Below are 22,015 nucleotides of genomic sequence, written 5' to 3'. Positions count from 1 at the left end.
GGTCCAGAACGTCTACTCCTCCTCGGCGAACACGACGGCGCGGCGTTGACGAATCGTCGGGAGGACGGCGACGACGAGCGCGGCGAGGGCCAGGGCCAGCAGCGCCGCGGAGATCGGTCGGGTCAGGAAGACCGACGGGTCGCCCCGGGAGATGATGAGCGCGCGCCGCAGGTTCTCCTCCAGCAGCGGGCCGAGGACGAAGCCGAGCAGCAGGGGCGCCGGCTCGCAGCCGCACTTGATCAGGAGGTAGCCCAGGATCCCGAAGAACGCGATCGCGTAGACGTCGAACGCGTTGAAGTTCAGGGAGTACGTGCCGATCGCGGCGAACAGGATGATCATCGGAAACAGCACCTGGTACGGGATGCGCAGCATCCGCACCCAGAGGCCGATCAGCGGCAGGTTCAGCAGCAGCAGGAGCACGTTGCCGATCCACATCGACGCGATCAGGCCCCAGAACAGCGCCGGCTCGTCGTTGATGACGTTCGGGCCCGGGGTGATGCCGTGCACGATGAACGCGCCGATCATCAGTGCCATCACCGGGTGGGCGGGCAGACCCAGGGTGAGCAGCGGGATGAACGACGTCTGCGCGGCGGCGTTGTTCGCCGACTCGGGGCCGGCGACCCCCTCGATGGCGCCCCGCCCGAACTCCTGCGGTCGCTTCGAGATGCGCTTCTCCACCGCGTACGAGGTGAACGAGGCGAGCACGTGGCCGCCGCCGGGCAGGACGCCGAGCGCGGCGCCGAGACCTGTGCCGCGCAGGATCGGGGCAACGATCCGCCGCCGGTCCTCGCGGGTCGGCCAGAGGTTTGTCACCTTGCTGACGATGGCCGTACGGGTCTGCTCGTTCTCCAGGTTGCGCAGGATCTCGGCCACCCCGAACAGGCCCACGGCGACCGACACGAAGTCGATCCCGCCGTACAACTCGCGCTGCTCGAACACGAAGCGGGGCGTGCCGGTGTAGATGTCCTGGCCGACCGTGCCGAGCAGCACGCCGAGCGCGATCATCGCCAGCGCCTTGAGCGCCGTGCCCCGCGCCAACGCGATCGACACGATCAGACCGAACAGCACGAGCGAGAAGTAGTCGGCCGGGCCGAACTTCAACGCGACGCTGGCCAGGGGCGGGGCGGCGGCGGCCAACGCCACGGTGGCGACCGTACCCGCGACGAAGGACCCGATCGCCGCCGCCGCCAGGGCCGGGCCGGCGCGGCCCTGGCGGGCCATCTCGTGCCCGTCCAGCGCGGTGACCGCCGCGGACGACTCACCGGGCAGGTTGATCAGGATGGCGGTCGTCGAACCGCCGTACTGTGCCCCGTAGTAGATGCCGGCCAGCATGATCAGCGCCGTGACCGGCTCGAAGCTGAACGTGATCGGCAACAGCATCGCCACCGTCGCCGTCGGCCCGATGCCGGGCAGCACGCCGACCGCGGTCCCGAGCAGCACTCCCACGAAGCAGTAGAGGACGTTCTGGACCAGGAGGGCCGTCGAGAAGCCCAGCGCGAGGTTGTCGAGGAGTTCCATGCCTCAATCCGGATGCCGCGTCAGAAGCCCAGCCACGGGCCCCAGAGCGGGATCCGCAGCTGAAGTCCGACGACGAAGATGAGCGTGCTGGCCACGGTCAGCCCGGCGGCCACGGCCACCGCCGTGAGCAGCCGTACGCGGGCACTGGCCAGGGTGGTGAGCAGTGCGGTCACCGCCGTCGTCGGTACGAACCCGAGTCGCCTGATGGTGAACCCGAAGAACAGGACCGCGAGCACGATGACGGCGACCGCTCGCCACGGGACCGGCCCGAACGAGATCACCTCACCGGCGATGAGGCCCTTGCCGACGATCGCCAAGCCCAGGGCGACCACGGCAGCGCCGACCAGCAGCGGGAACGCGCCCGGGCCCATCCGCGTCGGGGTGCCCAGCTCGTAGCCGAGCGCCCCCACCACGAATGCGCCACCGATCAGGACGAAGACTGCCCCGGCGAGGACGTCCGGGAACGACCGATGGCGCTGCACCTCAGGAGACCTTGACCCCGGAGTCAGCGATGATCTTCGCCCAGGTGCCGAGCTGCTCGTCGAGCTTCGCCCGGTGCGCCTCCGGCGTCGCGTCCTGGGCCGGCACCGGCGCGGTGCCGAGCTTGGCCATCTGGTCGATGACGCCCTGGTCGGCCAGCGCCACCTTCAGCGCCTCGGACAGCTTCTGGACGATCTCCGGCGGGGTTTCCGCCGGCACGTAGAGACCGTGCCACACGCTGACCTTCAGCTCGGGCAGCCCGGCCTCGGTCGTGGTGGGCAGGTCGGGAAGGCTCTTCACCCGCTCGGGCGTGGTGACCGCGTACGCCTTCACCTTCCCGGCGGCGATCTGGCCGCTGGTGTTTGTCGTCTGGTCACACATGAAGTCGACCTGGCCGCCGACGAGGTCGGTCAGCGCGGGACCGGTGCCCTGGTACGGGACCTCCTGCAGCTTCACCCCGGTGGTGCTCTGGAACAGCAGACCGCACAGGTGCGACGCGGCACCGATGCCGGCATTGGCCAACGTGACCTTGTTGGCGTTCGCCTTGACGTGGGTCACCAGGTCCTGCAGTGTCGCCGGCGCGAAGTCCTTGCGGGCGACGATCGTCATCGGCACCTCGGTGACGAGCCCGATCGTCTCGAAGTCCTCCAGGGGCTGGTAGCCCAGGCTCTTGTAGAGGGCGGGCGCCGTCGACATGCCGATGTGGTGCATGAGGACGGTGTAGCCGTCCGGCTTGGCCCGCGCGACCTCGCCAGCGCCGACCGTGCCGCCGGCGCCCTCGACGTTCTGGACGACGATCTTGCCGCCGAGCTTCTTGGCCATCGGCTCGGCGATCATGCGGGTGACCGTGTCCGTCGGGCCGCCGGCGCTGAACGGTACGACGATCGTGATGTTCTGGTCCGGGTAGCTCGCGGCGTCGCCACCACCGCCGCCGTTACCGGAACAGGCGGCGGCGAGCGAGACGACACCGATCGCGGCGATCATTCGCGCGGCGGCCCGGAACCTGCTGGTTGTTCGCATACGGCGGCCTCCCCATCAACGCATGGACATTCCTCGGCGTGTCAGTGGCACTCAGTCTGGGCTGGTCGGGGCCCGGATGGTGTCAGGAAAATCCCAAGAACAGGGCCGGCACGAGCGCCGAGGAGGGCCGTACAATCCGCTGGTATGCGGATAACCGTCATCGAGGATGACGACCGTGTGGCGCGGGGTCTGGTGACCGTCCTGACCCAGGCGGGCTTCGAGGTCCACCGCGTCGCGACCGCCGCCGAGGCCGTGCGCGCCGCGCCGTCCGACGTGGTCCTCGTCGACCTGGGCCTGCCCGACGGCGACGGGCTCGACGTGATCCGCAAGCTGCGCGACCGCCCACAGACCGCCGTCATCGCGGTGACCGCCCGATCCGAAGAGCACGAACGGGTCCGTGGCCTGCGGGCCGGTGCCGACGACTACATCGTCAAACCGTTCGGCATCCCGGAGCTGCTCGCCCGGATCGACGCCGTCCTACGGCGCACCCGGGCCGCTCGCGCTCTCGGCCAGCCGGACGAGCCACTCGTCCTCGGCCCGATGCGCATCGGCGTCGGCACCCGCGAAGTCACCGTCGACGGCACCGCCGTGCCGTTGACCCGCAAGGAGTTCGAACTGCTTCTGCTCCTGGCCCGGCGCGCGCCCAACGTGGTCGGCCGCGACGTCATCCTCGACCAGATCTGGGGGGCGACCTGGGAGTCCTCCAGCCGCACCCTGGACACCCACATCGCGGCGCTGCGGCACAAGCTGGGGCCGGGCGTGGTCATCCGCACGATCCACGGCGTCGGCTATCGGCTGCTGGCCGACCAGCCGGAGCTGATCGGCTGACGCGCCGTGCACCGCCGACTGCTCGTCGTCATGGTGCCCCTCGCGGTGCTGCTCGTCGCGGCGCTCGGGGTGCCGCTCAGCGTCACCGTGGCCGAACGGGAGATGCAGGAGACGTACGTCAACCGGCTGGGCGACGTCGGCCGGTTCGCCTCGCTGGCCGAGACCGCGCTGTCGACCGGGCGCACCGAGGCGTTACAGCAGGAGTTGACGCGGTACCACGAGCTCTACGCCATCCCGGTCGCGCTGATCGACACGTCCGGCACGGTGCTGCTCGGGCCGACCGACGCGTACGAGCAGGCGGCCCGCGCCGAGCCGGCGCTGCCCCGGATCGTGACCGCGGCACTTGCCGGCGCCCGATCCGAACCATCCTGGGAGTGGGCGCCGTGGCACGACTCCGCGCTGGTCGTGGCAGAGCCGGTCGGCCGGGACAGCGAGGTCGTCGGGGCCGTCGTGACGATCTCCGACCTGTCCAGGACGCGGGAGCTGATCCTCGTACGCTGGGCCCGGCTGGCCGGGCTCGGGCTGCTGCCGCTGCTCGCGCTAACGGCCGTGGCCTGGCCGGTGTCGGCGTGGGTGCTGCGACCGGTGCGGAAACTGGACGCGGCGACCTCGCGGATCTCCGAGGGCGACCTGACGATCCGCGCCGACGCCGAGGCCGGCCCGATCGAGCTGCGGCGGCTCGCGCGGTCGTTCAACACCATGATGGACGCCGTCGAGAACGCCGTGCAGCGCCAGCGCGCGTTCGTGTCCGACGCGTCGCACCAGTTGCGCAACCCGTTGACCAGCCTCCGGCTCGCGGTGGAGAGCCTCGCACCGCACCTGCGGCCCGAGGGCGACGGGCAGCAGATGTACGACGTCGCCGTCGACGAGCTGAAGGCGATGCAGCGGATGCTCAACTCGCTACAGGCCAGCGCGCGGATGGAGAGCCTGCGGACGGCGTCGCCGGTGGACCTCGACGAGGTGCTGGCGACCCGGGTCGACCGGTGGCGGGCCCTCACCGCCACGGCAGGCCAGACGCTGGCGGTCGACGTACCGCCGGGGTTGCGGTTGTTGGAGCCGCCGGGCGGCCTGGGCAGCATCCTCGACGAGCTGATCAGCAACGCGTTACGGCTCTCCGACGCGCGGGTCGTGGAGGTGACCGCACAGGCCGTCCCCGGCGCCGTGGTCACGATCGCCGTCCGTGACGACGGCCAGGGCATCGACGCGTCTGAGCGGGACCAGGCGTTACGACGGTTCTGGCGGTCACCGCGGCACCAGAACGTGTCCGGGACCGGCCTTGGCCTGGCGATCTGCGCCGACCTGGTCGGAGCGGCCGGGGGTGAGCTGCGGCTGGAGGAGGGCCTGCGCCGTCCGGACGGGTCCGGGTACGGGTTCGCCGCGGTGGTGGCGTTGCCGGTCGCTCCTCAGGTGGCGTCGCCGTCCGACGCGTCGGCGTCGGTCTGACGTTCCGGTCCCTGTTGCGGGGTCAGCGCTTGCGGTCGCGGAACCAGGCCGCCGCGCCGGGATGCAGCGGGACCGACGCGGTGGAGATCCCGGTCCGCACGTTGATCTGCCACGCCTCCGGAAGGGCTTCGGCGTCGTCGCGGCCAGCGGAGGTAATCGCGCCGGTGTGCGTGAAGACCGTGTCGGTGATGGCGTAGACCAAGTCGTCGGGAAGGTCGTCGCGCGCGAGCAGCACATTCGGTACGGCGACGGTGCGGGTGGCCGGGACGCCGGCGTAGGCAGCCGCATGGATCATGGCCGGGGCATACGGACCCGGGTACGCCGTGAAGAGCCCGTCCGCCTGCGCGTCCAACGGAATCAGCCGGATGGGGTGCCGCTGCGCCAACTCGGTGATCGCGGGTGTCGGGACGCCGGTCAGGGAGAACATCGCGTCGATCGTGCCGTCGCGCAGCGCCGCCGCCGACTCGGCCTGACTGAGATTCCGGCCGTCGGCGTTGAGCGGGCCGAGCTTCAGGACCCGCAGCGACGTGAACTCCGTGCCGGAGTCGTGCGCACCGAGCGACACGCGCTTGCCCGCAAGATCCCGAAACTCGCCGATCGCCGAATCGGCCATGACCACGAGGTGCAGGTGACTGTCGTAGAGCCGGCAGATCGCCGAGAGCCCTCCAGGCGCGGTGCCATCGCTCGTGATCAGCGCGTCCAGGCTCGTCAGCCCCAGGTGCACCTCGCCGGCGCGCAGCATCCGAATGTTGTCGGTGGACGCCCCGCTCGGCACGGTGGTCACCGTGGTACCCGGCACCTGCTCGGAGATGTGCTCGGCCAGCGCGCCGCCGATCCGCCGGTAGACCGCCCCCGCCGGCCCGGTCGCCAGCCGCAGGTGGACCTCGCCCGCCTCAGGCCGCCCCGAACAGCCCACAAGCAGCCCTGCAGCGCTCAAGAGCACCGCCCGCCGGCTGACCAGCACCATGCCAAAATGATACGGACGCCCCACCCCACCCCACCCCACCCCACCTCGCCTCGCCTCGCCTCGCCTCGCCGATCTTGCAGTCTCGGTTGTCGATATGCGCGGACTAAAGGTTTATGCCGCGACAGCAAGTGCAAGATCGCGGACCGACTCGGTCGATCATGGAGTTGTGGTGCCTGGCTTGGGGTGATGACGGGTGCTTTGTTGCCCACCACAACTCCATGATCGACGAGGCCGAGGCGAGGGGACGGCGGGCCTTGTCGACAGCCTGAGCGGGCCTGCACGCAGCGCCACCGGTTGATAGCGTGCCGGTGATGTTGGCGGCCGCTGCCGGTGGTGGTCCCCTGGGGAGGGTCGACATGTGGACGGATGACGCTGCGCTCGACGCGGCGGAGCGCCGCCTCGACGAGTGGGAGTCGTCGCTCGCCGAGCGGGCGGCACGCGCGAAGACGCTGTCGGCGACGATGCCGGCCCTGATCGGCACCGCCCGCAACGCCGACCGGACGATCGAGGTCACCGTCGACTTGGCTGGCCTGCTGATCGACCTGCAACTCGACGAACGCATCCGGCAACAACCCGCGGCGCACACCGCTCGGCAGATCCTGGAGACCACCACCGCCGCGCGCGCCGACCTGCTCCGACAGGTCAGCGACGCAGTCACGCAGTCATTGGGTGACGACCCGATCGCCCAGGCCATCATCGACTCGTACCGCACGCGGCTGATCCGCGACCAGGACGATGCCCGCCGGTGACGGCATCCAGGTCGACCCGGACGACCTGACCGCCCACGCCGCGCGCCTCGATCGCTGCGCCAGCAGCCTCGACACCGCCCAACAGGCAGGCCAGCACGTCCGGTTGGGCACCGACGCCTACGGGCAACTCTGCGCGATGATGCCGATGCTGCTCGACGGCCTCCAGCGAACCCTCGTCGACGGCGTCGCCGCCGCCGCCGAGTCGGTGCGGGACACCGCCGACAAGCTGCGGGTCGGCGCCCACCGCTACCGAAGCTCCGACGCCCACGCCAAACACCTGCTCGACGGGGTACGGCAACAGCCGCTCGACGGGGTGCGGCAGCAGCCGTGACGGTGAGCCCACTCGTCGCCGCCGCTGCGGACACCCCGCCCAGCGCCTGGGCCGGCGTGTGGATCTGCGAGGACATCGAACTCATCGCGCAGGGCGTCCGCAACGTCAGTTGGATCGACGGCAGCCTCCAGTCGTCGAGAGCGGCGGCGCCTGGGAGGTCTTCGTACCGCGAGCGAGAGGGCACCAATGAAGACCGTGGGGTTCTTTCGAGAACTGGGACCCAACCAGACCGAGGTGTACGTGGAGAGCATCCACACGCACGTCAACGCGGAGCCGCTCCCCGACGCCGTCCGGGTCGAAGACTATCTACGCCATGGGCATGGCCTCATCGCCGTCATGGGCGCGGAGATCGACGTGCTCGGCAGCGGCCGACACCTTGTTGGGGGCGCATCGATACTTACGGACGGCGAGTGGCTGTGGCGTGACGACCTCCGCTACTACCTCGCCACATACCGCGTGCAGCTCCCCACGGAATTTCTGGAGACCGTGCGCGGCAATGATTACCGCATGCCCGACCTCCGAGCAGATCAGCTCCGGCTGGTTGGCGAGGAAGCGACACGGATCCTCGGATACCACTGACGCGGATGGCCCAACCTCAGAACCTTTCTGCGGCGGGAGCAGGCACCTTCCGGCTGGAGAGCGCCCGCACCCGGGCCGGCCTACGAGGACGACTCGGACATTGGCGGCCAACGATATAGGAATGCTGGTGACCGTGCGGCGTGTCGAGGCAGCCGCAGACGAGGTCCGGTACGAGTTCGGTTTGGATGACAAGTTGGCGGTCCAGCGGCGAGTTCCCGACGAGGATGGCGTTCGCAAGCTGAACCCGGTCGGGCTGCCCAAAGCTATCGCCGGTGCGATCGAGCACTTCATCGCGGCCCACAGCGTCGGTCCGCCAGCAATCGTCATGGAGACGTGATGGCTAGTCTTATCGTGCTGAAGCCCGGGGTTGACTGGACTACGGCGGGAGGGTTGTTCGACTGGACGCTGGAGTTCCTGATCTCGCGTCTGTCGGACCGGCAGGCACCCGACCAACCCACAAACCAAACGCGCTCTGAGTGGGATTAGGAACCGCCTGGTCGTCCGTGGTCAGACCGTGGACCCAGACGGGATGCTGACTTCCTCCCGCAGGACGGCGTAATTGACCACGGCGCCTTTTCGCATTCGGCGGGAAGTGACCGATTTCTCGCAGTTTTCGCGGACGTCAGGCTGTTAATCTGCCGAAGGCGGAAGCGCCCGCCGACTCATCGCGAATGGAGCGCCCTAATCGTGACAACAATTCGTATTATCGGCCGCGCTGCGCCACGTAGAGCACTGTTCCTCGCCATTGCCGTCGCGGTGGCCCAGATTCTGACACCCGTCGCCGGTGCCGCAGGCGGGGGCGACCGATCCGCAGTCCACTGGCGGGCGGACGACCCGCTATCTAGCCCCCGCTTCGCGCTGGCGGCGGCTACGGCACCGGACGGGTCGATCTACGCGATCGGGGGCGCTATCGGGGCTTTTGCCACCGGGGTCGTGGAGGTCTACACACCTCGGACGAGACAGTGGAAGGCTGGTCCGTCGCTGCCCCGCCCCAGGTTACGTCTTGCGGCGGCCACGGGCGGAGACGGACGCGTCTACGCGATCGGTGGCAGCTCTCCCGGCGCCGAGGGAGCGTTCCTCAGCTCCGTGTTCGCCCTGACGCCGGGCGACGACCATTGGGTGCCCGTGGCGCCGATGCCCACCGAACGACAACTGCTCGCCGCGACAGCCGGCGCCGACGGCCGCGTCTACGCCGTTGGCGGGCACCGCCGCAACTCGCTCGCCACCCTTGAGATCTACGACCCCAGGGTGGACCGGTGGACCACCGGAGCGTCGATGCCCACGCCGCGCTACGACATGGGGGTGGCGAGCGGACCGGACGGGCGGATCTATGCGATCGGCGGCTGCGGAGACGGTGACACGAACGCCCTCAACGTCGTCGAGGCGTACTCGCCCGCGATCGACTCCTGGACGACTCTCGCGCCGCTTCCCAGCCGGCGGTGTCTGGTCGACGCCACGACCGGCCCGGACGGCCGGATCTACGCGATAGGTGGCTGTGAGCTGGTCACCGACCCTACGGGAGTGCCGGTCGACTGTGTGGACACCACCCGGGTGGATGTGTACTCGCCCAACACCGGCATCTGGGAGACGGTCACCGGTACCACCGCCGCCCATCGTGAAGGGGCGGCGGTTACGAGCGGCAGGAGGATCTTCGCCATCAGCGGGCACACCTCCGCGGTGGAGTCCGCGCGGGCGACTGCCCGCCACCGGGTCCCCCAGCCTCCGGCCGGCGACTCTTCCCCCGATCCTCAGCCTCAGGCGGACGCGATGCGCAGCGGACGTTAGCGACGGCTGGGTGCCGGAGGTGTGCGCGCCTGGTGGATGTGGACGATGGGGAGTTGTTGCGCCTCGTCGGTGAGAGCGACACACCCGACCAACCCACAAACCAAACGCGCTTGCAAAGAATGAATCCGGCGGTCACTGCGGTGATGCGGCTCCGTCACCGCCGGAACCGCGCGGCGAGTCGGTACGATGCGCCCATGAGCTCAGAGGCGGTTGGCAGGTACATGCCCCCGGTCGTGACGCTCGACGACCTGACGGCAATGATGGCCGCAGACGAGAACCACCGGTACGAAATCAGCCCCGAGGGAGTCGTCTCGATCATGCCGCCGCCGGGCTACAACCACGCGATCATCGCGACCCGGCTCATGGTGTGGCTTGCCCAGGGCGGTGTCCCGGCGGAACACATCGCCCAAGCGGTCGGGTTACGCATACCGGGCCGTGACGGCGGTATCGGCGGCCGGATCCCAGACTTGGTCGTATGGAGCAAGGCTCAAGCAGACGGTGTGTGGCTGCCAGTCGCCGACGTTCTCCTCGTGGTCGAGATCGTCTCCCCCGGCTCCGAGGGTGTCGACACGGTGACCAAACGCAGCGAATACGCCGCCGCCGCCATCCCCCAGTACTGGGTGGTCGATCAGGATTCGGCGCAGACCGTCAGCATGTACCGCCTGGACGGCGACCAGTACGTCACCCAGGCGACCATGCCACTCGCCTGGGTCCTCAACACCGGCATAGACGAGTACGGCCTCGGCTAGAGCGGTCCGACTGGTCAGCGACGCAAGCGGCGTGAGCAGGCGCCATCATGGCCGTCTCGGAGCAGGCAACGCCGGCCGCCAGGCATCCGCAGGTCACAGAAGACCCGGTGGCGGAGGAACTGCTGATCCTCTTCGGAGACGGTGGTCTCCCCCGGGTCGGTCATCGGCAGCACCAGCATCCAGCGGCCGATGACCCGGGCCAGGCGCTGCGCGGCGGGCAGGTCGGTGGCGACGACGGGCAGGTGGACGACGTACCGCTGGCTCATCGCCCCTCGCCCCGCTCGTTGCGGGCACGGGCCTGATCGGTCTGCCAGCGACGCAGCCCGGCCTTGATCCGGGCGGTCTCGCGGCGACTTTCGGCGAGAGCGGCGTAGACGGCGGCCATGTCGACGGCGACCCGGTCGAGGAAGGCGTAGACGTCGTCGGGGTTCAGACCGCGACGTCCGAACCCGACCGGCGAGAAGCGGCGCTCGCGCACCTGCCACGGCAACAGCCTTGTGTACGCGGCAGAGCGGTGGGTCGCACCACCGCTTCGCGGCCCTGGCCGCTGGCTCTGGGTGTTCATGTCTGCCTGCCTTCCGGATGCGGAGGTACGCGGGGTGCTCGGGGAAGCACGGCGACCGTTCGGGGGGACCGGTCGGCCGCCGTGCTGTGACCAGCCTGCGACGGTCCGCAGCGGAAACGCAACATTCAATACCGCGATTTCCCTGTTGTGCATTGACTTTCTTTGCTGAAACCCGTAGGAGTTGCAGAGCCAGGTCACGCAGTGTTGCGCGTTGGAACCAGGGAGTGTGTGGATGCCCGAAGACATCGGATCGACCGTGCCGCGTCGGCAACTCGGCCGGCTGCTGCGGCAGTTCCGCAACGAGGCCGGCGTGACGCTCGACGCCGCCGCCGAAGCCCTCGAATACAGCCGACAGAAGATCTGGCGCCTCGAATGCGGCCAGGGCTCAGTCCGGGTGCTCGACGTCAAGGCGATGTGCGAGCTGTACGGGGTGTCGCCCGAGATGACCGAGGCAATGCGCGGGCTGGCCGTGGAGACGAAATCGAAGGGTTGGTGGCACGCGTACGGCGATGCGGTGCCGAACTGGTTCGAGCTGTACGTGGGGCTGGAATCCGCTGCGGCCCGGCTCCGTCGTTACGACGAGTCGCTCATCCCGGGGATCCTGCAGACCAGGGAGTACGCCCACGCGCTCTATCGCCTCGGCGGGATGCTGAGCGAGGAAGATCGGGAGCGGGCGGTCGAGGTCCGACTCCAACGGCAGGCGTTGCTCTTCCGGCGACTGCCGACTGCTCCGAGGCTGGAGTCCGTGCTGTCTGAGGCGGTCCTCCGCCGCGGCGTCGGCGGGCCGATGGTCATGACCGCGCAGCTCGATCACCTCGCCAAGCTGTCCGAGTTGCCGAATGTCAGCGTTAGGGTGTTGCCACTGGCGGCGGGACCGCAGCCCGGCGCGGTTGCGGGGTCGTTTGTGATCCTCGACTTTCCGCCGACTAAGGGTGGTCGCGCCGCGCCGGAGCCGTCGGTGGTCTACAGCGAATCGCTGACCGGGGCGCTGTACCTCGACAAGCCCGACGAGTTGGCCGCCTACGAGCGCGTCTGGCGAGGGCTGGATGCGCTTGCCCTCGGCGAGGCAGAATCGACTGACATGATCAAGCGGATCGCTGGGGAGATGCGGCATGACTGACCTGACCGGCGCCGTCTGGCGCAAGAGCACCCGCAGCGGCGACAACGGTGGCGACTGCGTCGAGGTCGCCGACAACCTCCCCGGCATCGTCGCGGTCCGCGACTCGAAGGATTCCGCGGGACCGCTACTCACCTTCACCGTCCAGGCATGGACCCACTTCGTCGTGGCTGCCAAACGTGAGGGACGCTCCAGCTAAATTCGGCCTCACCGATGGCGTGCAGGCATGATACGGGTGCTGCCTTCTCCAATCGGTCACCAGTCACGGGCCCAGTCCGGCGGTGGTACGACGGAAAGCTGCGGCTCTCCACTGATCGGTTCGAGAGCGTGTACGACCCGCAGGTCCCCGTCGGCGGCTGCGTCCTCGTCAGTGTGGACCCGACCGCTGCTGCCGTCGGTGCTGACCAGTACCCACCGGTCGGGGTAGATGCCACCGTCGTCGACGAGCGCCCGCACCCCGAAATTTCGGGCCAGGGTCGCCGCCAGCTCTCGTTCACCCTGACCAGTAGCGTCGGCAAGTTCGTTGTCGCCGCTTAGGATCCAGCCGAATTCCTCGTCCTCGCCCGGCGGGTTGAGCATGGCGATCGGCCGAGGGTCATCGACCGCCCGGGCCTCGATGCGGCCCACGTAGACCGTGTCCGGAGAGATGCCGTAGTCCTCCTGCAGGAGTCGGCGTAGCGCCTCGGCGGGAAGTTCCTGCTCGAAGTGGATCTGATAGCGCAACTCTTACCTCCGGTAGCTCCTGTCATGACGAGGACATCCCATCCCGCCCCTGGCGGCTGCCCCGACGTCGGCCCCGACCGTACGCCAGTTGCGCATCCGGGAATTGCACGTCGACGACTGGCACCAATCAAGCCTCGCCCCGTTGACGCCGTCAATAATTGTCCGACCAACGACACCGCCCGTTTAAGCCGGATAGCTGACAGGGAGATTCTTCGGTCACCACGCTAATCTGCCTTCGGCGGTTCTTCTGAAACTGGCGCCTACTCCAAAGGAGAATGTCATGTTCATTGTGGCGACGCAGGATCCAAATACCCGCAGCCAATCTGAAGGACCCGAATCGGGTGCGGCTGCGTGGGGCGCACTCCTGCCGATCGACGCCGGGCTCACGCAGGCCGAGGCGGATCGGCAGTTGGCCACCTACCTGGCCGGGGTGCAGGCGGGCGAGCCACTGTGCATTCGTGCGCACGGCAACGACGAAGAGATCGGCGATGCCGAAGCTGGCGCCAAGAACTGGGGCTGGACCTACAAGAAGCTGGCGAAAATGCTGGCCACCCACCTGACCGCCACCCCGAGCGTCGTCCTGATCCGGTCATGCGCCGAAGAGGTGACCAACTTCCCTACTCAGATGGCGGTCCGCCTGGAGTCGAACTGGCCCGGCGCGAACCACCTCGACGGCGTCGTCATCTACGGCTACAACACGTCTGTCAACATCAGCACGCCCATCCCCTCGCCGCAGCAGCTGACCAAGAACGTCCAGGTCCAGCCGGTCATCGTCTCGTTGTGACCCGCCGCCGCGCCTAGCAATTCATCCCGTACGCCGACTTATCTCCGCATTTCGGGTTGCCCAGGTAGCGAGCTGGCGCATTCGCACGACATTGACACTCCGAGATTCTTCGATCACTCTGGGTATCTGTCTCGTGCAGTGCGTCAGCTCACGGCTGCCGCCGAAGGGCTTGCGTGGCCAGCGGGCTTGTCAGCTGTCCCAAAACATCAAGTCCCCTGCCTGCCGCGAACAAGCCGTCAGCTCCGGCACACTCCGCGAAGGGACGACGTAGTTACGCTCGCGGATGATCGCAAGGAATTCTTCCGGCAATGCGATACGGTGACGCCGCAGGTAGTAGGCGAGGTCCTTCCGCCAAAGCCAATCACCGTCGGTCATGACGGTAGAGCCGTTCATCACTTGCCGGGTCGGGTCGAAGGCGTCGTTGGCGATGTCCATCGCGTCGACGAGGATGTGGCCTGAATCCAGATAGGTGACTACCTGCGTGAGGTCGGGTAGTTTCTCGTCGGCGACGCTGTCGAAGATGCTCTCCTGCGGCTCGGCGGAGCGGACCGGCCCGAATTCGCGGAACATCCCCGCCGTCTTCAGCTGGCCGCCGCTCATCGACCTGATCCCCCGGGTCCGGCAAGTGCTGGTCGACTGAGTCTAGCTGCGATGCTCACGGCATGGATGACCTGACTGGCCGCGTACGGGCGTTCGCGGAGGAGCGGGACTGGCAGCAGTTCCACACGCCCAAGAACTTGGCCATGGCACTCGCTGGTGAAGTCGGTGAGCTGATTGCCGAGTTCCAGTGGCTCACGCCGGAGCAGTCCGCGACGGTCATGTCCGATCCGGACGCGGGCAGCCGGGTGCGGGCCGAGATCGGTGACGTCATGATCTATCTGACTCGGCTCGCCGACGTACTCGGTGTCGACCTGGTAGAGGCAGCCCTGACCAAGCTCGAGGACTCGGCTCGCCGCTACCCCGTCGAGCAGGCTCGCGGGTCAGCGGCGAAACGGTAACCGCCGGAAGCGTCAGCATGGCGTTGAGTTGATCTCTTCGCTACAGTCCATCACGTAGAAGCGCGTCACGACGGGCTTTCGGCGACTGCCGGACACGCCCCCCATGCGCACGATAACTTCGTGCTGCCCGGGGGCAAGTGTTGTCAGCGTTCCGTACGTCTGCCGATGGTCTGCTGCGCCTGAGTGCCGCCGGTGTACTCCCGGACCGAATCGTGGAACAGATCGGTCGCAACGTGGGTCCGGCAGAACGTCGTTCCTGGTCTCGCAGCCTTGAGGTGCTGGGGCAGGATCTCGCCGACGCGGGTCTCGGCCAGGTGGAGATGCTGGTGGAGTACCAGTTGCCGCTGACCAGCAAGCGGGTTGATGTCGTGCTCGCCGGTGTGGACCCCAGGACGTCCGGAGATTCCTACGTCGTCGTCGAGTTGAAGCAGTGGTCCTACGCCGAGTCCTACGAGGGGTCTGACACCCTCGTGGCGGTAGAGCACGCACGGGGCCTGCGGTTGCATCCCGGTGTCCAGGTCGAGCAGTACTGCGAGTACCTGACGGACTTCCTGGGCATCCTCGCCGAGGAACGGAACCCGGTCCGCGGGGCGGCGTATCTGCACAACGCGTCCGACCGCGACATCAGTGACCTGTTCGATCGCCGGGCGACCGAGCAGAGCCGCATCTTCACCAAGCAGCGGCGCGGCCAGTTCCTCGATTACCTGCGCACCCATCTCGCCCCGGCCTCCGGAGCCGGAGCAGCGGATCGCTTCCTCACCAGCTCGGTCCGGCCCAGTCGCCACCTGTTGCGGTATGCCGCGCAGGAGCTGAAGGATCGGTCGCACTTCACACTGCTGGATCAGCAGCGGGTGGCGTACGAGTTGGTGCTGCACGCCGTCGAACGGGCCCGGTCGGCGGACCGCAAGTCGGTCGTCATCGTCTCGGGCGGACCAGGCAGCGGCAAGAGCGTGATCGCCCTTTCGGTGCTCGGCGAGTTGGCCCGCCAGAACCGCTCCGTCATGCACGCCACGGGCTCGCGGTCGTTCACCCAGACCTTGCGCAAATACGCCGGAAAAGGCTCGACCCGGCTGAAGAGTCTCTTTGGCTACTTCAACAGCTTCATGTCCGCCGACCGCAACGGCCTGGACGTCCTGATCTGCGACGAGGCGCACCGAATTCGGGAGACCTCGGTCAACCGGTTCACGCCGAAAGCCAGCCGGGCGGAGGCTCGTTCACAGATCGATGAACTTATCGCCGCGGCCCGGGTGCCGGTCTTCCTGCTCGATCAGCATCAGGTGGTCAAGCCGGGCGAGTTGGGCAACGTCGAGGTCATCTCGTCGTACGCGAAACAACTGAACCTTGACGTCGAGGTGGTGTCGCTGCACAGCCAGTTCCGCTGTGGCGGCAGTGAGGCATACGAGCGATGGGTCGTTGACCTACTCGGTCTAGACGACGGCGAGCCGTCCGTCTGGGCCGGCGACGGGCGGGTCGACCTGCGTCTTGCCGAGTCGCCAGAGGAGATGGAAGCCTTCCTCGCGCACAAGCAGGCGGTTGGTGTGACGGCCCGGATGTCCGCCGGTTACTGCTGGCCGTGGAGTGATCCGCGTCCGGACGACAGCCTGGTGCCAGACGTGCAGGTCGGCGGCTGGGCGCGACCTTGGAACGTCAAGAGCGAACGCAGCGTCGGCGACGCACCAGGCAGTGCGTTCTGGGCCACCGACCCGGACGGTTTCGGCCAGGTGGGCTGCGTCTACACAGCGCAGGGGTTCGAGTACACCTGGTCGGGCGTCATCATCGGGCCGGATCTGGTGGCCCGGGACGGTCGCCTGGTGACGCGACGCGACGAATCCAAGGACCCGGCCTTCCGCAGCCGCAAGTCGGTCAGCGATACCGAAGCGGATCTGCTGATCCGCAACACCTACAAGGTTCTGCTGACCCGTGGAATGCAGGGCACCATCGTCTACTCCACCGATTCGGAGACGCGGGATTACCTCGCCTCGCTGATCAAGGTGATCCGGCCGGTCGAGACGGTCTACGAGGTAGCCGACGAAGGTGGCGTCGACTGATCGGTTGCTTGGGTTCGGTGTCTGGCTCGTGCGGGTAGGGTCCGATCATGACGATTCCCCACCTGACGGCAGCCGACGGCACCACCCTGCCGGCGATCGGGCTCGGCACGTACCGACTGAACGGCTCGGCGGGTGTCGACGCGATCGGCCAGGCGATCCGGGCCGGCTACCGGTTGATCGACTCGGCGTTCAACTACGAGAACGAGGGTGCCGTGGGCCGGGCGGCCCGTGCCGCCGGCGACGTACGCGACGAACTGGTCGTCACCTCGAAGCTGCCGGGGCGGCACCACGGCTACGACGAGGCGCTGACCACCATCGAGGAGAGTGTGTTCCGCACCGGCCTCGACCACATCGACCTGTACCTGATCCACTGGCCGAACCCCAAGGTCGATCTGTACGTGCAGGCGTGGCGGGCGTTGATCGAGGCGCGCGAGCGTGGCCTGGTCACGCACATTGGTCTCTCCAACTTCCTGCCCGAGCACATCGACCGGCTGGTGGCCGAGACCGGGGTCGCCCCGGTGGTCAACCAGATCGAGGTGCACCCGTACTTCCCGCAGCAGGAGGCGCTCGACTATCACCGGGAGCACGGCATCTTGGTGCAGGGGTGGAGCCCGCTCGGCCACGGCAACGACCTGCAAAAACACCCCGTCATTGTGGAGATCGCGTCCGCCCACGGCGTCAGCCCGGCGCAGACGATCCTGGCCTGGCATGTGGCGCGTCAGGTGATTCCGCTGCCCAAGGCAGCCTCGCCGCAGCGGCAGGCGGAGAACCTGGACGTCTTCGGCATCAAGCTCACCGACGCGCAGGTCGAGGCCATCACGGCGCTGGGCCGCCCGGACGGGCGGCTCGCGGACCAGGACCCGGCGGTGTACGAGGAGTTCTGAGCGATCTTGCCCGGCGGCGGCGTCCAGGATCTGACCGAGAGTGCGGCTTACCACTGCCAAGTTCGGGAATGGGAGCCTGTGACGCCGCCGTTTAACTGCCGGAAGCAGCTGGAGGAACGGCGCGGCCGGCGCGTCAAGATCAGGAGAAGACGACATGCAGACCGAGGTCGAGTTCGGGCTGGACAGCTTCGGCGATGTCACAGTCGACGCGAACGGGAAGCGGCTGCCGTCCGCGCAGGTGATCCGGAACGTGGTCGAGCAAGCGGTGCTCGCGGACCGGCTCGGCGTCGACGCGATCGGCCTCGGTGAGCACCACCGCGACGACTACGCGATCACGGCCCCGGAGATCGTGCTCGCCGCGATCGCCGGCCGGACCGAGCGGATCCGGCTCGGCACCGCGGTGACCGTGCTCAGCTCCGACGATCCGGTACGCGTCTTCGAGCGCTTCGCCACCCTCGACGCGGTCTCCCAGGGTCGCGCGGAGATCATGCTGGGCCGGGGCTCGTTCACCGAGTCGTTCCCGCTGTTCGGATACGACCTCGCCGACTACGAGCAGCTCTTCGAGGAGAAGCTCGAACTGATGGCACAGCTGCTGACCGAGGGCCCGGTGACCTGGCAGGGCAGCGTGCGTCCCCCGCTGACGCAGCAGCAGGTCTACCCGAAGACGGAGTCCGGCCGGATCCGCACCTGGGTCGGCGTCGGCGGCAGCCCTCAGTCGGTCGTTCGGGCGGCGCGGCTCGGCTACCCGCTGGCCTTGGCGATCATCGGCGGTGAGCCGGCCCGGTTCGCGCCCTACGTCGAGCTGTACCACCGTGCCCTTGCCCAGTTCGGCCAGGAGCGCCTTCCGGTCACCGCGCACGTGCCCGGCTTCATTGCCGGCACCGACGAGGAGGCGGTCGAGTTGCTCTGGCCGCACGCCCGGGACCTGTTGAACCGGCTCGGCCGGGAGCGCGGTTGGCCGCCGATCAACCGGGCCCGGTTCGAAGCCGACATCGTCGACGGGGCCTGGCACGTCGGCTCACCGGAGACCGTGGCCCGCAAGATCGCACAGACGGTCCGGGCCCTCGGTCTGCAGCGCATCGACCTCAAGTACGCAAACGGTTCGATGGCCCACGAGCACCTGATGAACACCATCGAGCTGTACGGCACGAAGGTGATCCCCCGGGTTCGGGAGCTGCTGGCCGACTGAGTGCGCTGTTGGCCCCGCCGCGCGGGGCCTCAGGCGATCGCGGCGGCCGGCTCCTCGTTCAGTGCTCCGGCGAAGTGGCAGGCCGCCGCGTGCCCAGCGCCCACCTGCAGCAGCGGAGGGTTCGTGGTGGCGCAGACGTCCTCGGCCTTCCAGCAGCGGCTGCGGAACCGGCAACCGGCCGGCGGGTCCATCGGGCCGGGCACGTCGCCGGTCAGTCGGATGCGGGCCTTCGGCGTCGCGCCGCGCGCCACTCCCAGGTCGGGCACGGCGGAGAGCAACGCCTGGGTGTACGGGTGCTGCGGGGTGCCGTAGAGCGTGTCGCGGTCGGCGATCTCGGCGACTCGACCGAGGTACATGACCGCGACCCGGTCGCAGAAGTGCCGCACCACGCCGAGGTCGTGCGCGATGAAGACGAACGCGATGTTGAACTCCTTGCGCAGGTCTTCGAGGAGGTTCATCACCTGCGCCTGGATGGACACGTCGAGGGCGCTGACCGGCTCGTCGGCGACGATCACCTTCGGCTGTACGGCGAGCGCGCGGGCGATGCCGATGCGCTGCCGTTGGCCGCCGGAGAACTCGTGCGGGTACCGGTTGTAGTGCTCGGGGTTGAGCCCGACCACCTCCAGCAGCTCCCGCACCCGGTCCAACTCCTTGCCCTTCGGCACGATGTTGTGCACCCGCAGCGGCGCGCCGATGATCGTGCCGACGGTGTGCCGCGGGTTCAGCGACGAGTACGGGTCCTGGAAGATCAGCTGCAGCTCCCGCCGGTACGGGCGCAGGTCCTTCTCCTTCAGGTGCGTGATGTCGACGCCCTGGTAGAGGACCTGCCCGCCGGACGGCTCGAGCAGCCGGGTGATCATGCGTCCGGTGGTGGTCTTGCCACAGCCGGATTCGCCGACCAGGCCGAGCGTCTCGCCCGCACGCAGTTGCAGCGACACCCCGTCCACGGCGCGGACCCGGTGCTGCTTACGGCTGAACCATCCGTCGCCCCGCGCGGTGAAGTGCATCTCGAGGTCCCGCAGCTCCAGCAACGGTGCCCCGGTGTCGGTGGTGGTGGTCATCTCGTGTGTTCCTTCAGGGCAGCCGGGGCAGGATGTCGGTCTCGAAGATCCCGGCCGGGTCGGCCAGGTGGCAGCGGGAGGCCCTCGTGGTGTCCGCCGTGCGGGAGACCAGCTCAGGCAGGTCGACGGCGCACCCTGGCGCCCGGCCGGCGAACTCGCAGCGCGGGTGGAACGAGCAACCGCTGGGCAGCGCGAGCAGGCTCGGCGGCGTGCCGGGGATGGGGTGCAGCCGGGCCGGTTCGCCGGAGACCGCCGGGATGCTCTCCAGCAGACCCCAGGTGTACGGGTGCAGGGGCCGACCGAGGATCGACTCTGCGCGGCCGTACTCGACGCCGCGGCCGCCGTACATGACCAGCACGTCGTCGGCGATCTCGGCGACGACACCGAGGTCGTGGGTGATGAAGAGGACCGCCGAGCCGAAGTCCTGCTGCAGCTCCATGATCAGGTCGAGGATCTGCGCCTGCACGGTGACGTCCAGCGCGGTGGTGGGCTCGTCGGCGATCAGCAGCTTGGGGTCGTTGACCAGGGCCATGGCGATCATGGCGCGCTGCCGCATGCCGCCGGAGAACTGGTGCGGGTAGTCGTCCAGGCGGCGGCGCGGGTTGGGGATGCCGACCCGGCCGAGCATGTCGACGGCGCGGTCCCGGGCCACCCGCTTGGACACTCGGTGGTGCGCCCGGTACGCCTCGATGATCTGGTCACCGATGGTGAAGTACGGGTGCAGCGAGGACTGCGGATCCTGGAAGATCATCGCCGCGTTGGCGCCTCGCCGCTTGCGGAGTTCGGCGGGTGGCATGCCGACGATCTCCTCGCCGCCGACGGTGATCGAGCCGGTCATCCGGGTGCTGCGCGGGTCGTGCAGACCCATGATGGCCATGCTGGACACGCTCTTGCCGGAGCCGGATTCGCCGACCACCGCGAGGGTGCGGCCCAGCGGCAGGGAGTAGCTGAGCCCCTGGACCGCCTGGACGAGCCCGTCGGCGGTGGGGAAGGTGACGGTGAGGTCCGTGACCTCCAGGTAGGACTGACCGGCGACGCGCTCGGCGCTGTCACGGCGGGCCCGGAAGACCGTCTCGGGCCGTCGGTCCGGGGTGGTCAGCAGTTGCGGTTCGGTCATCCCAGCCTCACTCGCGGGTCGAGAATCGTGTAGAGGATGTCGACGAGCAGATTCATCACGACCAGCACCACCGAGCCGACCAGGACACCGCCCATGAGCACCGGCAGGTCGTACTGGTTGAACGCGCGCAGGGTGAGCACGCCGAGACCCGGCAGCCCGAACATCGCCTCGGTGAAGATCGCACCGGTCAACTGGAAGGCCAGGTCGAGGCCGAAGATGGTGGCGATCGGAGTGATCGCGGCGCGCAGGCCGTGCCGGTAGACCACGCGCCGCTCGCTGATGCCCTTCGCGCGGGCGGTCCGGATGTAGTCCTCACCCAGCGTCTCGATCATGGACGCGCGGGCGTATCGGGTGTACGAGGCGGAGTTGGCCAGGCCGAGCGTCAGCCAGGCGGCCAGCAGCCCGGTCGCCCAGGTCAGCGGGTTCTCCAGCAACGGGTGGTAGCCGGCGTGCGGCAGGAACGTCGCGTACAGCGAGACGAGCAGCGCCACCACGAAGTACGGCACGGCGTTGATGCCGAGCGAGGTGCCGACCATGAGCCGGTCCAGGTAGGTGCCGCGTCGTCGGGCCGCGATGATGCCGCCGAGGATGCCGGCGATCAGGTAGACCACCGCGCCGCCGAGGACGATCGAGACGGTGATCGGCAACGCCTGCCCGATCAGCTTGGTCACCGGCTGACCGAGGGTGTACGAGTAGCCGAGGCAGGGTGCATCGCACTCGACGGCGAGCCCACCGGAGTGGTACGTCCGCCCGACCGCGAGCCCCTTGAGATATTCGCCGACCTGCTGCACGACGGGTTCGTCGAGGTTCAGGCTGGCGCTGATGTCGGCGTAGCGCTCCGGGGTGCAGCGCGGGCCGCAGATCGTGCCGGCCGGGTCGGTGGGGGCGACGAAGAACAGGCCGAAGCTGGCGACCAGCGTCACGATGACGACGGAGACCGCGCTGGCGATCCGTCGCAGGATGTAGATGAGCACCGCCGAGGCTCCTGGTGGCAGCGGGCCGGGGCTGGTAGCCCAAGCCGGAACGGGGAGGGGGTGGACGCCGGCCGGCACAGTGCCGGAGGCCGGCCGGCGTCCACGA

At 68.5% G+C, this 22,015-nt stretch carries 26 protein-coding genes; 15 read left to right on the top strand and 11 right to left on the bottom strand.

The genetic code is table 11. The annotated features are described in order from the left end of the window. Positions 1-12 precede the first annotated feature (12 nt). Genes IF46_RS0124320 through IF46_RS0124310 form a run of 3 tightly spaced genes read right to left on the bottom strand, consistent with a single transcriptional unit; the run spans position 13 to position 3,018 of the window. Complete coding sequence (locus IF46_RS0124320) at positions 13-1,518, bottom strand: tripartite tricarboxylate transporter permease (RefSeq protein ID WP_030490694.1); 1,506 nt, start codon at positions 1,516-1,518, stop codon at positions 13-15. 20 nt (positions 1,519-1,538) lie between these two features. Next, complete coding sequence (locus IF46_RS0124315; protein WP_030490693.1) at positions 1,539-2,000, bottom strand: tripartite tricarboxylate transporter TctB family protein; 462 nt, start codon at positions 1,998-2,000, stop codon at positions 1,539-1,541. Position 2,001: 1 nt separating this feature from the next. Beyond that, on the bottom strand, positions 2,002-3,018 hold the full coding sequence (locus IF46_RS0124310; protein WP_030490692.1) for a tripartite tricarboxylate transporter substrate-binding protein: 1,017 nt from the start codon (positions 3,016-3,018) through the stop codon (positions 2,002-2,004). Positions 3,019-3,162: 144 nt separating this feature from the next. On the opposite strand from IF46_RS0124310, the gene IF46_RS0124305 reads away from it, so the two are divergent. Next, complete coding sequence (locus IF46_RS0124305) at positions 3,163-3,846, top strand: response regulator transcription factor (RefSeq protein WP_030490691.1); 684 nt, start codon at positions 3,163-3,165, stop codon at positions 3,844-3,846. A 6-nt stretch (positions 3,847-3,852) separates the two neighbouring features. Then, complete coding sequence (locus IF46_RS0124300; RefSeq protein ID WP_030490690.1) at positions 3,853-5,289, top strand: sensor histidine kinase; 1,437 nt, start codon at positions 3,853-3,855, stop codon at positions 5,287-5,289. 22 nt (positions 5,290-5,311) lie between these two features. Here IF46_RS0124300 and IF46_RS0124295 read toward each other — a convergent pair whose 3' ends face one another. Continuing rightward, positions 5,312-6,256, bottom strand: a complete 945-nt coding sequence (locus tag IF46_RS0124295) for a TAXI family TRAP transporter solute-binding subunit (RefSeq protein ID WP_030490689.1) — start codon at positions 6,254-6,256, stop codon at positions 5,312-5,314. Positions 6,257-6,612: 356 nt separating this feature from the next. On the opposite strand from IF46_RS0124295, the gene IF46_RS0124285 reads away from it, so the two are divergent. The 6 genes from IF46_RS0124285 to IF46_RS0124260 all read left to right on the top strand — a co-directional run bounded on the left by IF46_RS0124285 (position 6,613) and on the right by IF46_RS0124260 (position 10,449). After that, entirely contained in the window at positions 6,613-7,005 is a 393-nt protein-coding gene (locus IF46_RS0124285; RefSeq protein WP_030490688.1) for a hypothetical protein, read from the top strand. Further along, the gene (locus IF46_RS0124280) at positions 6,992-7,336 is read left to right on the top strand and encodes a type VII secretion target (protein WP_030490687.1); all 345 of its coding nucleotides are present in this window, start codon (positions 6,992-6,994) and stop codon (positions 7,334-7,336) included. The genes IF46_RS0124285 and IF46_RS0124280 overlap by 14 nt, the downstream gene beginning before the upstream one ends. A 186-nt stretch (positions 7,337-7,522) precedes the next feature. Further along, complete coding sequence (locus IF46_RS34520; RefSeq protein ID WP_036393069.1) at positions 7,523-7,915, top strand: hypothetical protein; 393 nt, start codon at positions 7,523-7,525, stop codon at positions 7,913-7,915. Positions 7,916-8,036: 121 nt separating this feature from the next. Further along, complete coding sequence (locus IF46_RS34885; protein ID WP_030490685.1) at positions 8,037-8,252, top strand: hypothetical protein; 216 nt, start codon at positions 8,037-8,039, stop codon at positions 8,250-8,252. A gap of 350 nt (positions 8,253-8,602) precedes the next feature. After that, complete coding sequence (locus IF46_RS35295; RefSeq protein ID WP_084598024.1) at positions 8,603-9,700, top strand: Kelch repeat-containing protein; 1,098 nt, start codon at positions 8,603-8,605, stop codon at positions 9,698-9,700. A gap of 233 nt (positions 9,701-9,933) precedes the next feature. After that, a complete protein-coding gene (locus IF46_RS0124260) occupies positions 9,934-10,449 on the top strand; it encodes a Uma2 family endonuclease (RefSeq protein WP_232234144.1) in 516 nt (171 codons plus the stop codon). Between the two features lie 14 nt (positions 10,450-10,463). Here IF46_RS0124260 and IF46_RS0124255 read toward each other — a convergent pair whose 3' ends face one another. Next, positions 10,464-10,715, bottom strand: a complete 252-nt coding sequence (locus IF46_RS0124255) for a hypothetical protein (RefSeq protein ID WP_030490682.1) — start codon at positions 10,713-10,715, stop codon at positions 10,464-10,466. Next, positions 10,712-11,014 (bottom strand): DivIVA domain-containing protein, encoded by a 303-nt coding sequence (locus IF46_RS0124250; protein WP_030490681.1) that lies wholly within the window; start codon positions 11,012-11,014, stop codon positions 10,712-10,714. The genes IF46_RS0124255 and IF46_RS0124250 overlap by 4 nt, the downstream gene beginning before the upstream one ends. A 232-nt stretch (positions 11,015-11,246) precedes the next feature. On the opposite strand from IF46_RS0124250, the gene IF46_RS0124245 reads away from it, so the two are divergent. Together IF46_RS0124245 and IF46_RS0124240 are read left to right on the top strand one after the other, a co-directional pair. Beyond that, positions 11,247-12,134, top strand: coding sequence for a helix-turn-helix domain-containing protein (locus tag IF46_RS0124245; protein ID WP_030490680.1), 888 nt, complete (start codon positions 11,247-11,249; stop codon positions 12,132-12,134). Further along, the gene (locus IF46_RS0124240; RefSeq protein WP_030490679.1) at positions 12,127-12,330 is read left to right on the top strand and encodes a DUF397 domain-containing protein; all 204 of its coding nucleotides are present in this window, start codon (positions 12,127-12,129) and stop codon (positions 12,328-12,330) included. Before IF46_RS0124245 ends, IF46_RS0124240 begins: the two co-directional genes overlap by 8 nt. Before the next feature lie 56 nt (positions 12,331-12,386). Here the strand turns inward: IF46_RS0124240 and IF46_RS0124235 are convergent, their stop codons facing one another. Continuing rightward, entirely contained in the window at positions 12,387-12,854 is a 468-nt protein-coding gene (locus IF46_RS0124235; protein WP_030490678.1) for a hypothetical protein, read from the bottom strand. A gap of 280 nt (positions 12,855-13,134) precedes the next feature. Between IF46_RS0124235 and IF46_RS0124230 the strand changes: the two genes are divergently transcribed. After that, on the top strand, positions 13,135-13,638 hold the full coding sequence (locus IF46_RS0124230) for a hypothetical protein (protein ID WP_157563415.1): 504 nt from the start codon (positions 13,135-13,137) through the stop codon (positions 13,636-13,638). Positions 13,639-13,827: 189 nt separating this feature from the next. Here the strand turns inward: IF46_RS0124230 and IF46_RS0124225 are convergent, their stop codons facing one another. Beyond that, a complete protein-coding gene (locus IF46_RS0124225) occupies positions 13,828-14,238 on the bottom strand; it encodes a hypothetical protein (protein ID WP_030490676.1) in 411 nt (136 codons plus the stop codon). A gap of 62 nt (positions 14,239-14,300) precedes the next feature. On the opposite strand from IF46_RS0124225, the gene IF46_RS0124220 reads away from it, so the two are divergent. The 4 genes from IF46_RS0124220 (at position 14,301) to IF46_RS0124205 (ending at position 18,757) form a co-directional block, all read left to right on the top strand. Then, complete coding sequence (locus tag IF46_RS0124220) at positions 14,301-14,636, top strand: nucleotide pyrophosphohydrolase (protein WP_030490675.1); 336 nt, start codon at positions 14,301-14,303, stop codon at positions 14,634-14,636. Between the two features lie 212 nt (positions 14,637-14,848). Next, positions 14,849-16,684, top strand: a complete 1,836-nt coding sequence (locus IF46_RS0124215) for a DUF2075 domain-containing protein (protein WP_232234143.1) — start codon at positions 14,849-14,851, stop codon at positions 16,682-16,684. Positions 16,685-16,731: 47 nt separating this feature from the next. Continuing rightward, entirely contained in the window at positions 16,732-17,568 is an 837-nt protein-coding gene (locus tag IF46_RS0124210) for an aldo/keto reductase (protein ID WP_030490673.1), read from the top strand. 154 nt (positions 17,569-17,722) lie between these two features. After that, the gene (locus tag IF46_RS0124205; protein WP_030490672.1) at positions 17,723-18,757 is read left to right on the top strand and encodes an LLM class flavin-dependent oxidoreductase; all 1,035 of its coding nucleotides are present in this window, start codon (positions 17,723-17,725) and stop codon (positions 18,755-18,757) included. Between the two features lie 29 nt (positions 18,758-18,786). Here the strand turns inward: IF46_RS0124205 and IF46_RS0124200 are convergent, their stop codons facing one another. The 3 genes from IF46_RS0124200 to IF46_RS0124190 are packed head-to-tail and all read right to left on the bottom strand — an operon-like array spanning position 18,787 to position 21,909. Beyond that, positions 18,787-19,818 (bottom strand): oligopeptide/dipeptide ABC transporter ATP-binding protein, encoded by a 1,032-nt coding sequence (locus IF46_RS0124200; protein ID WP_051724127.1) that lies wholly within the window; start codon positions 19,816-19,818, stop codon positions 18,787-18,789. A 13-nt stretch (positions 19,819-19,831) separates the two neighbouring features. After that, on the bottom strand, positions 19,832-20,935 hold the full coding sequence (locus tag IF46_RS0124195) for an ABC transporter ATP-binding protein (protein ID WP_084598023.1): 1,104 nt from the start codon (positions 20,933-20,935) through the stop codon (positions 19,832-19,834). After that, positions 20,932-21,909 carry an ABC transporter permease gene (locus IF46_RS0124190; RefSeq protein ID WP_030490669.1) on the bottom strand — a complete coding sequence of 326 codons (978 nt, stop codon included), beginning with the start codon at positions 21,907-21,909 and terminating at the stop codon, positions 20,932-20,934. Before IF46_RS0124190 ends, IF46_RS0124195 begins: the two co-directional genes overlap by 4 nt. Positions 21,910-22,015: the final 106 nt, after the last annotated feature.

Origin of the sequence: Micromonospora chokoriensis (genome assembly GCF_000718555.1) — a bacterium.
In the GTDB taxonomy this organism is placed as follows: domain Bacteria; phylum Actinomycetota; class Actinomycetes; order Mycobacteriales; family Micromonosporaceae; genus Micromonospora; species Micromonospora chokoriensis_B.
This window is presented reverse-complemented; position numbering and strand designations above follow the sequence as displayed.

What these genes read in the sequence shown, in the direction of transcription:
- IF46_RS0124245 (WP_030490680.1), top strand. Translation starts at nt 11,247, where the DNA reads ATGCCCGAAGACATCGGATCGACCGTGCCGCGTCGGCAACTCGGCCGG.
- IF46_RS0124205 (WP_030490672.1), top strand. Translation starts at nt 17,723, where the DNA reads ATGCAGACCGAGGTCGAGTTCGGGCTGGACAGCTTCGGCGATGTCACA.
- IF46_RS0124200 (WP_051724127.1), bottom strand. Translation starts at nt 19,818, where the DNA reads ATGACCACCACCACCGACACCGGGGCACCGTTGCTGGAGCTGCGGGAC.
- IF46_RS34520 (WP_036393069.1), top strand. Translation starts at nt 7,523, where the DNA reads ATGAAGACCGTGGGGTTCTTTCGAGAACTGGGACCCAACCAGACCGAG.
- IF46_RS0124255 (WP_030490682.1), bottom strand. Translation starts at nt 10,715, where the DNA reads ATGAGCCAGCGGTACGTCGTCCACCTGCCCGTCGTCGCCACCGACCTG.
- IF46_RS0124225 (WP_030490676.1), bottom strand. Translation starts at nt 14,238, where the DNA reads ATGAGCGGCGGCCAGCTGAAGACGGCGGGGATGTTCCGCGAATTCGGG.
- IF46_RS0124280 (WP_030490687.1), top strand. Translation starts at nt 6,992, where the DNA reads ATGCCCGCCGGTGACGGCATCCAGGTCGACCCGGACGACCTGACCGCC.
- IF46_RS0124210 (WP_030490673.1), top strand. Translation starts at nt 16,732, where the DNA reads ATGACGATTCCCCACCTGACGGCAGCCGACGGCACCACCCTGCCGGCG.
- IF46_RS0124250 (WP_030490681.1), bottom strand. Translation starts at nt 11,014, where the DNA reads ATGAACACCCAGAGCCAGCGGCCAGGGCCGCGAAGCGGTGGTGCGACC.
- IF46_RS0124240 (WP_030490679.1), top strand. Translation starts at nt 12,127, where the DNA reads ATGACTGACCTGACCGGCGCCGTCTGGCGCAAGAGCACCCGCAGCGGC.
- IF46_RS0124305 (WP_030490691.1), top strand. Translation starts at nt 3,163, where the DNA reads ATGCGGATAACCGTCATCGAGGATGACGACCGTGTGGCGCGGGGTCTG.
- IF46_RS0124220 (WP_030490675.1), top strand. Translation starts at nt 14,301, where the DNA reads ATGGATGACCTGACTGGCCGCGTACGGGCGTTCGCGGAGGAGCGGGAC.
- IF46_RS34885 (WP_030490685.1), top strand. Translation starts at nt 8,037, where the DNA reads ATGCTGGTGACCGTGCGGCGTGTCGAGGCAGCCGCAGACGAGGTCCGG.
- IF46_RS0124295 (WP_030490689.1), bottom strand. Translation starts at nt 6,256, where the DNA reads ATGGTGCTGGTCAGCCGGCGGGCGGTGCTCTTGAGCGCTGCAGGGCTG.
- IF46_RS0124320 (WP_030490694.1), bottom strand. Translation starts at nt 1,518, where the DNA reads ATGGAACTCCTCGACAACCTCGCGCTGGGCTTCTCGACGGCCCTCCTG.
- IF46_RS0124285 (WP_030490688.1), top strand. Translation starts at nt 6,613, where the DNA reads ATGTGGACGGATGACGCTGCGCTCGACGCGGCGGAGCGCCGCCTCGAC.
- IF46_RS0124230 (WP_157563415.1), top strand. Translation starts at nt 13,135, where the DNA reads ATGTTCATTGTGGCGACGCAGGATCCAAATACCCGCAGCCAATCTGAA.
- IF46_RS0124195 (WP_084598023.1), bottom strand. Translation starts at nt 20,935, where the DNA reads ATGACCGAACCGCAACTGCTGACCACCCCGGACCGACGGCCCGAGACG.
- IF46_RS0124310 (WP_030490692.1), bottom strand. Translation starts at nt 3,018, where the DNA reads ATGCGAACAACCAGCAGGTTCCGGGCCGCCGCGCGAATGATCGCCGCG.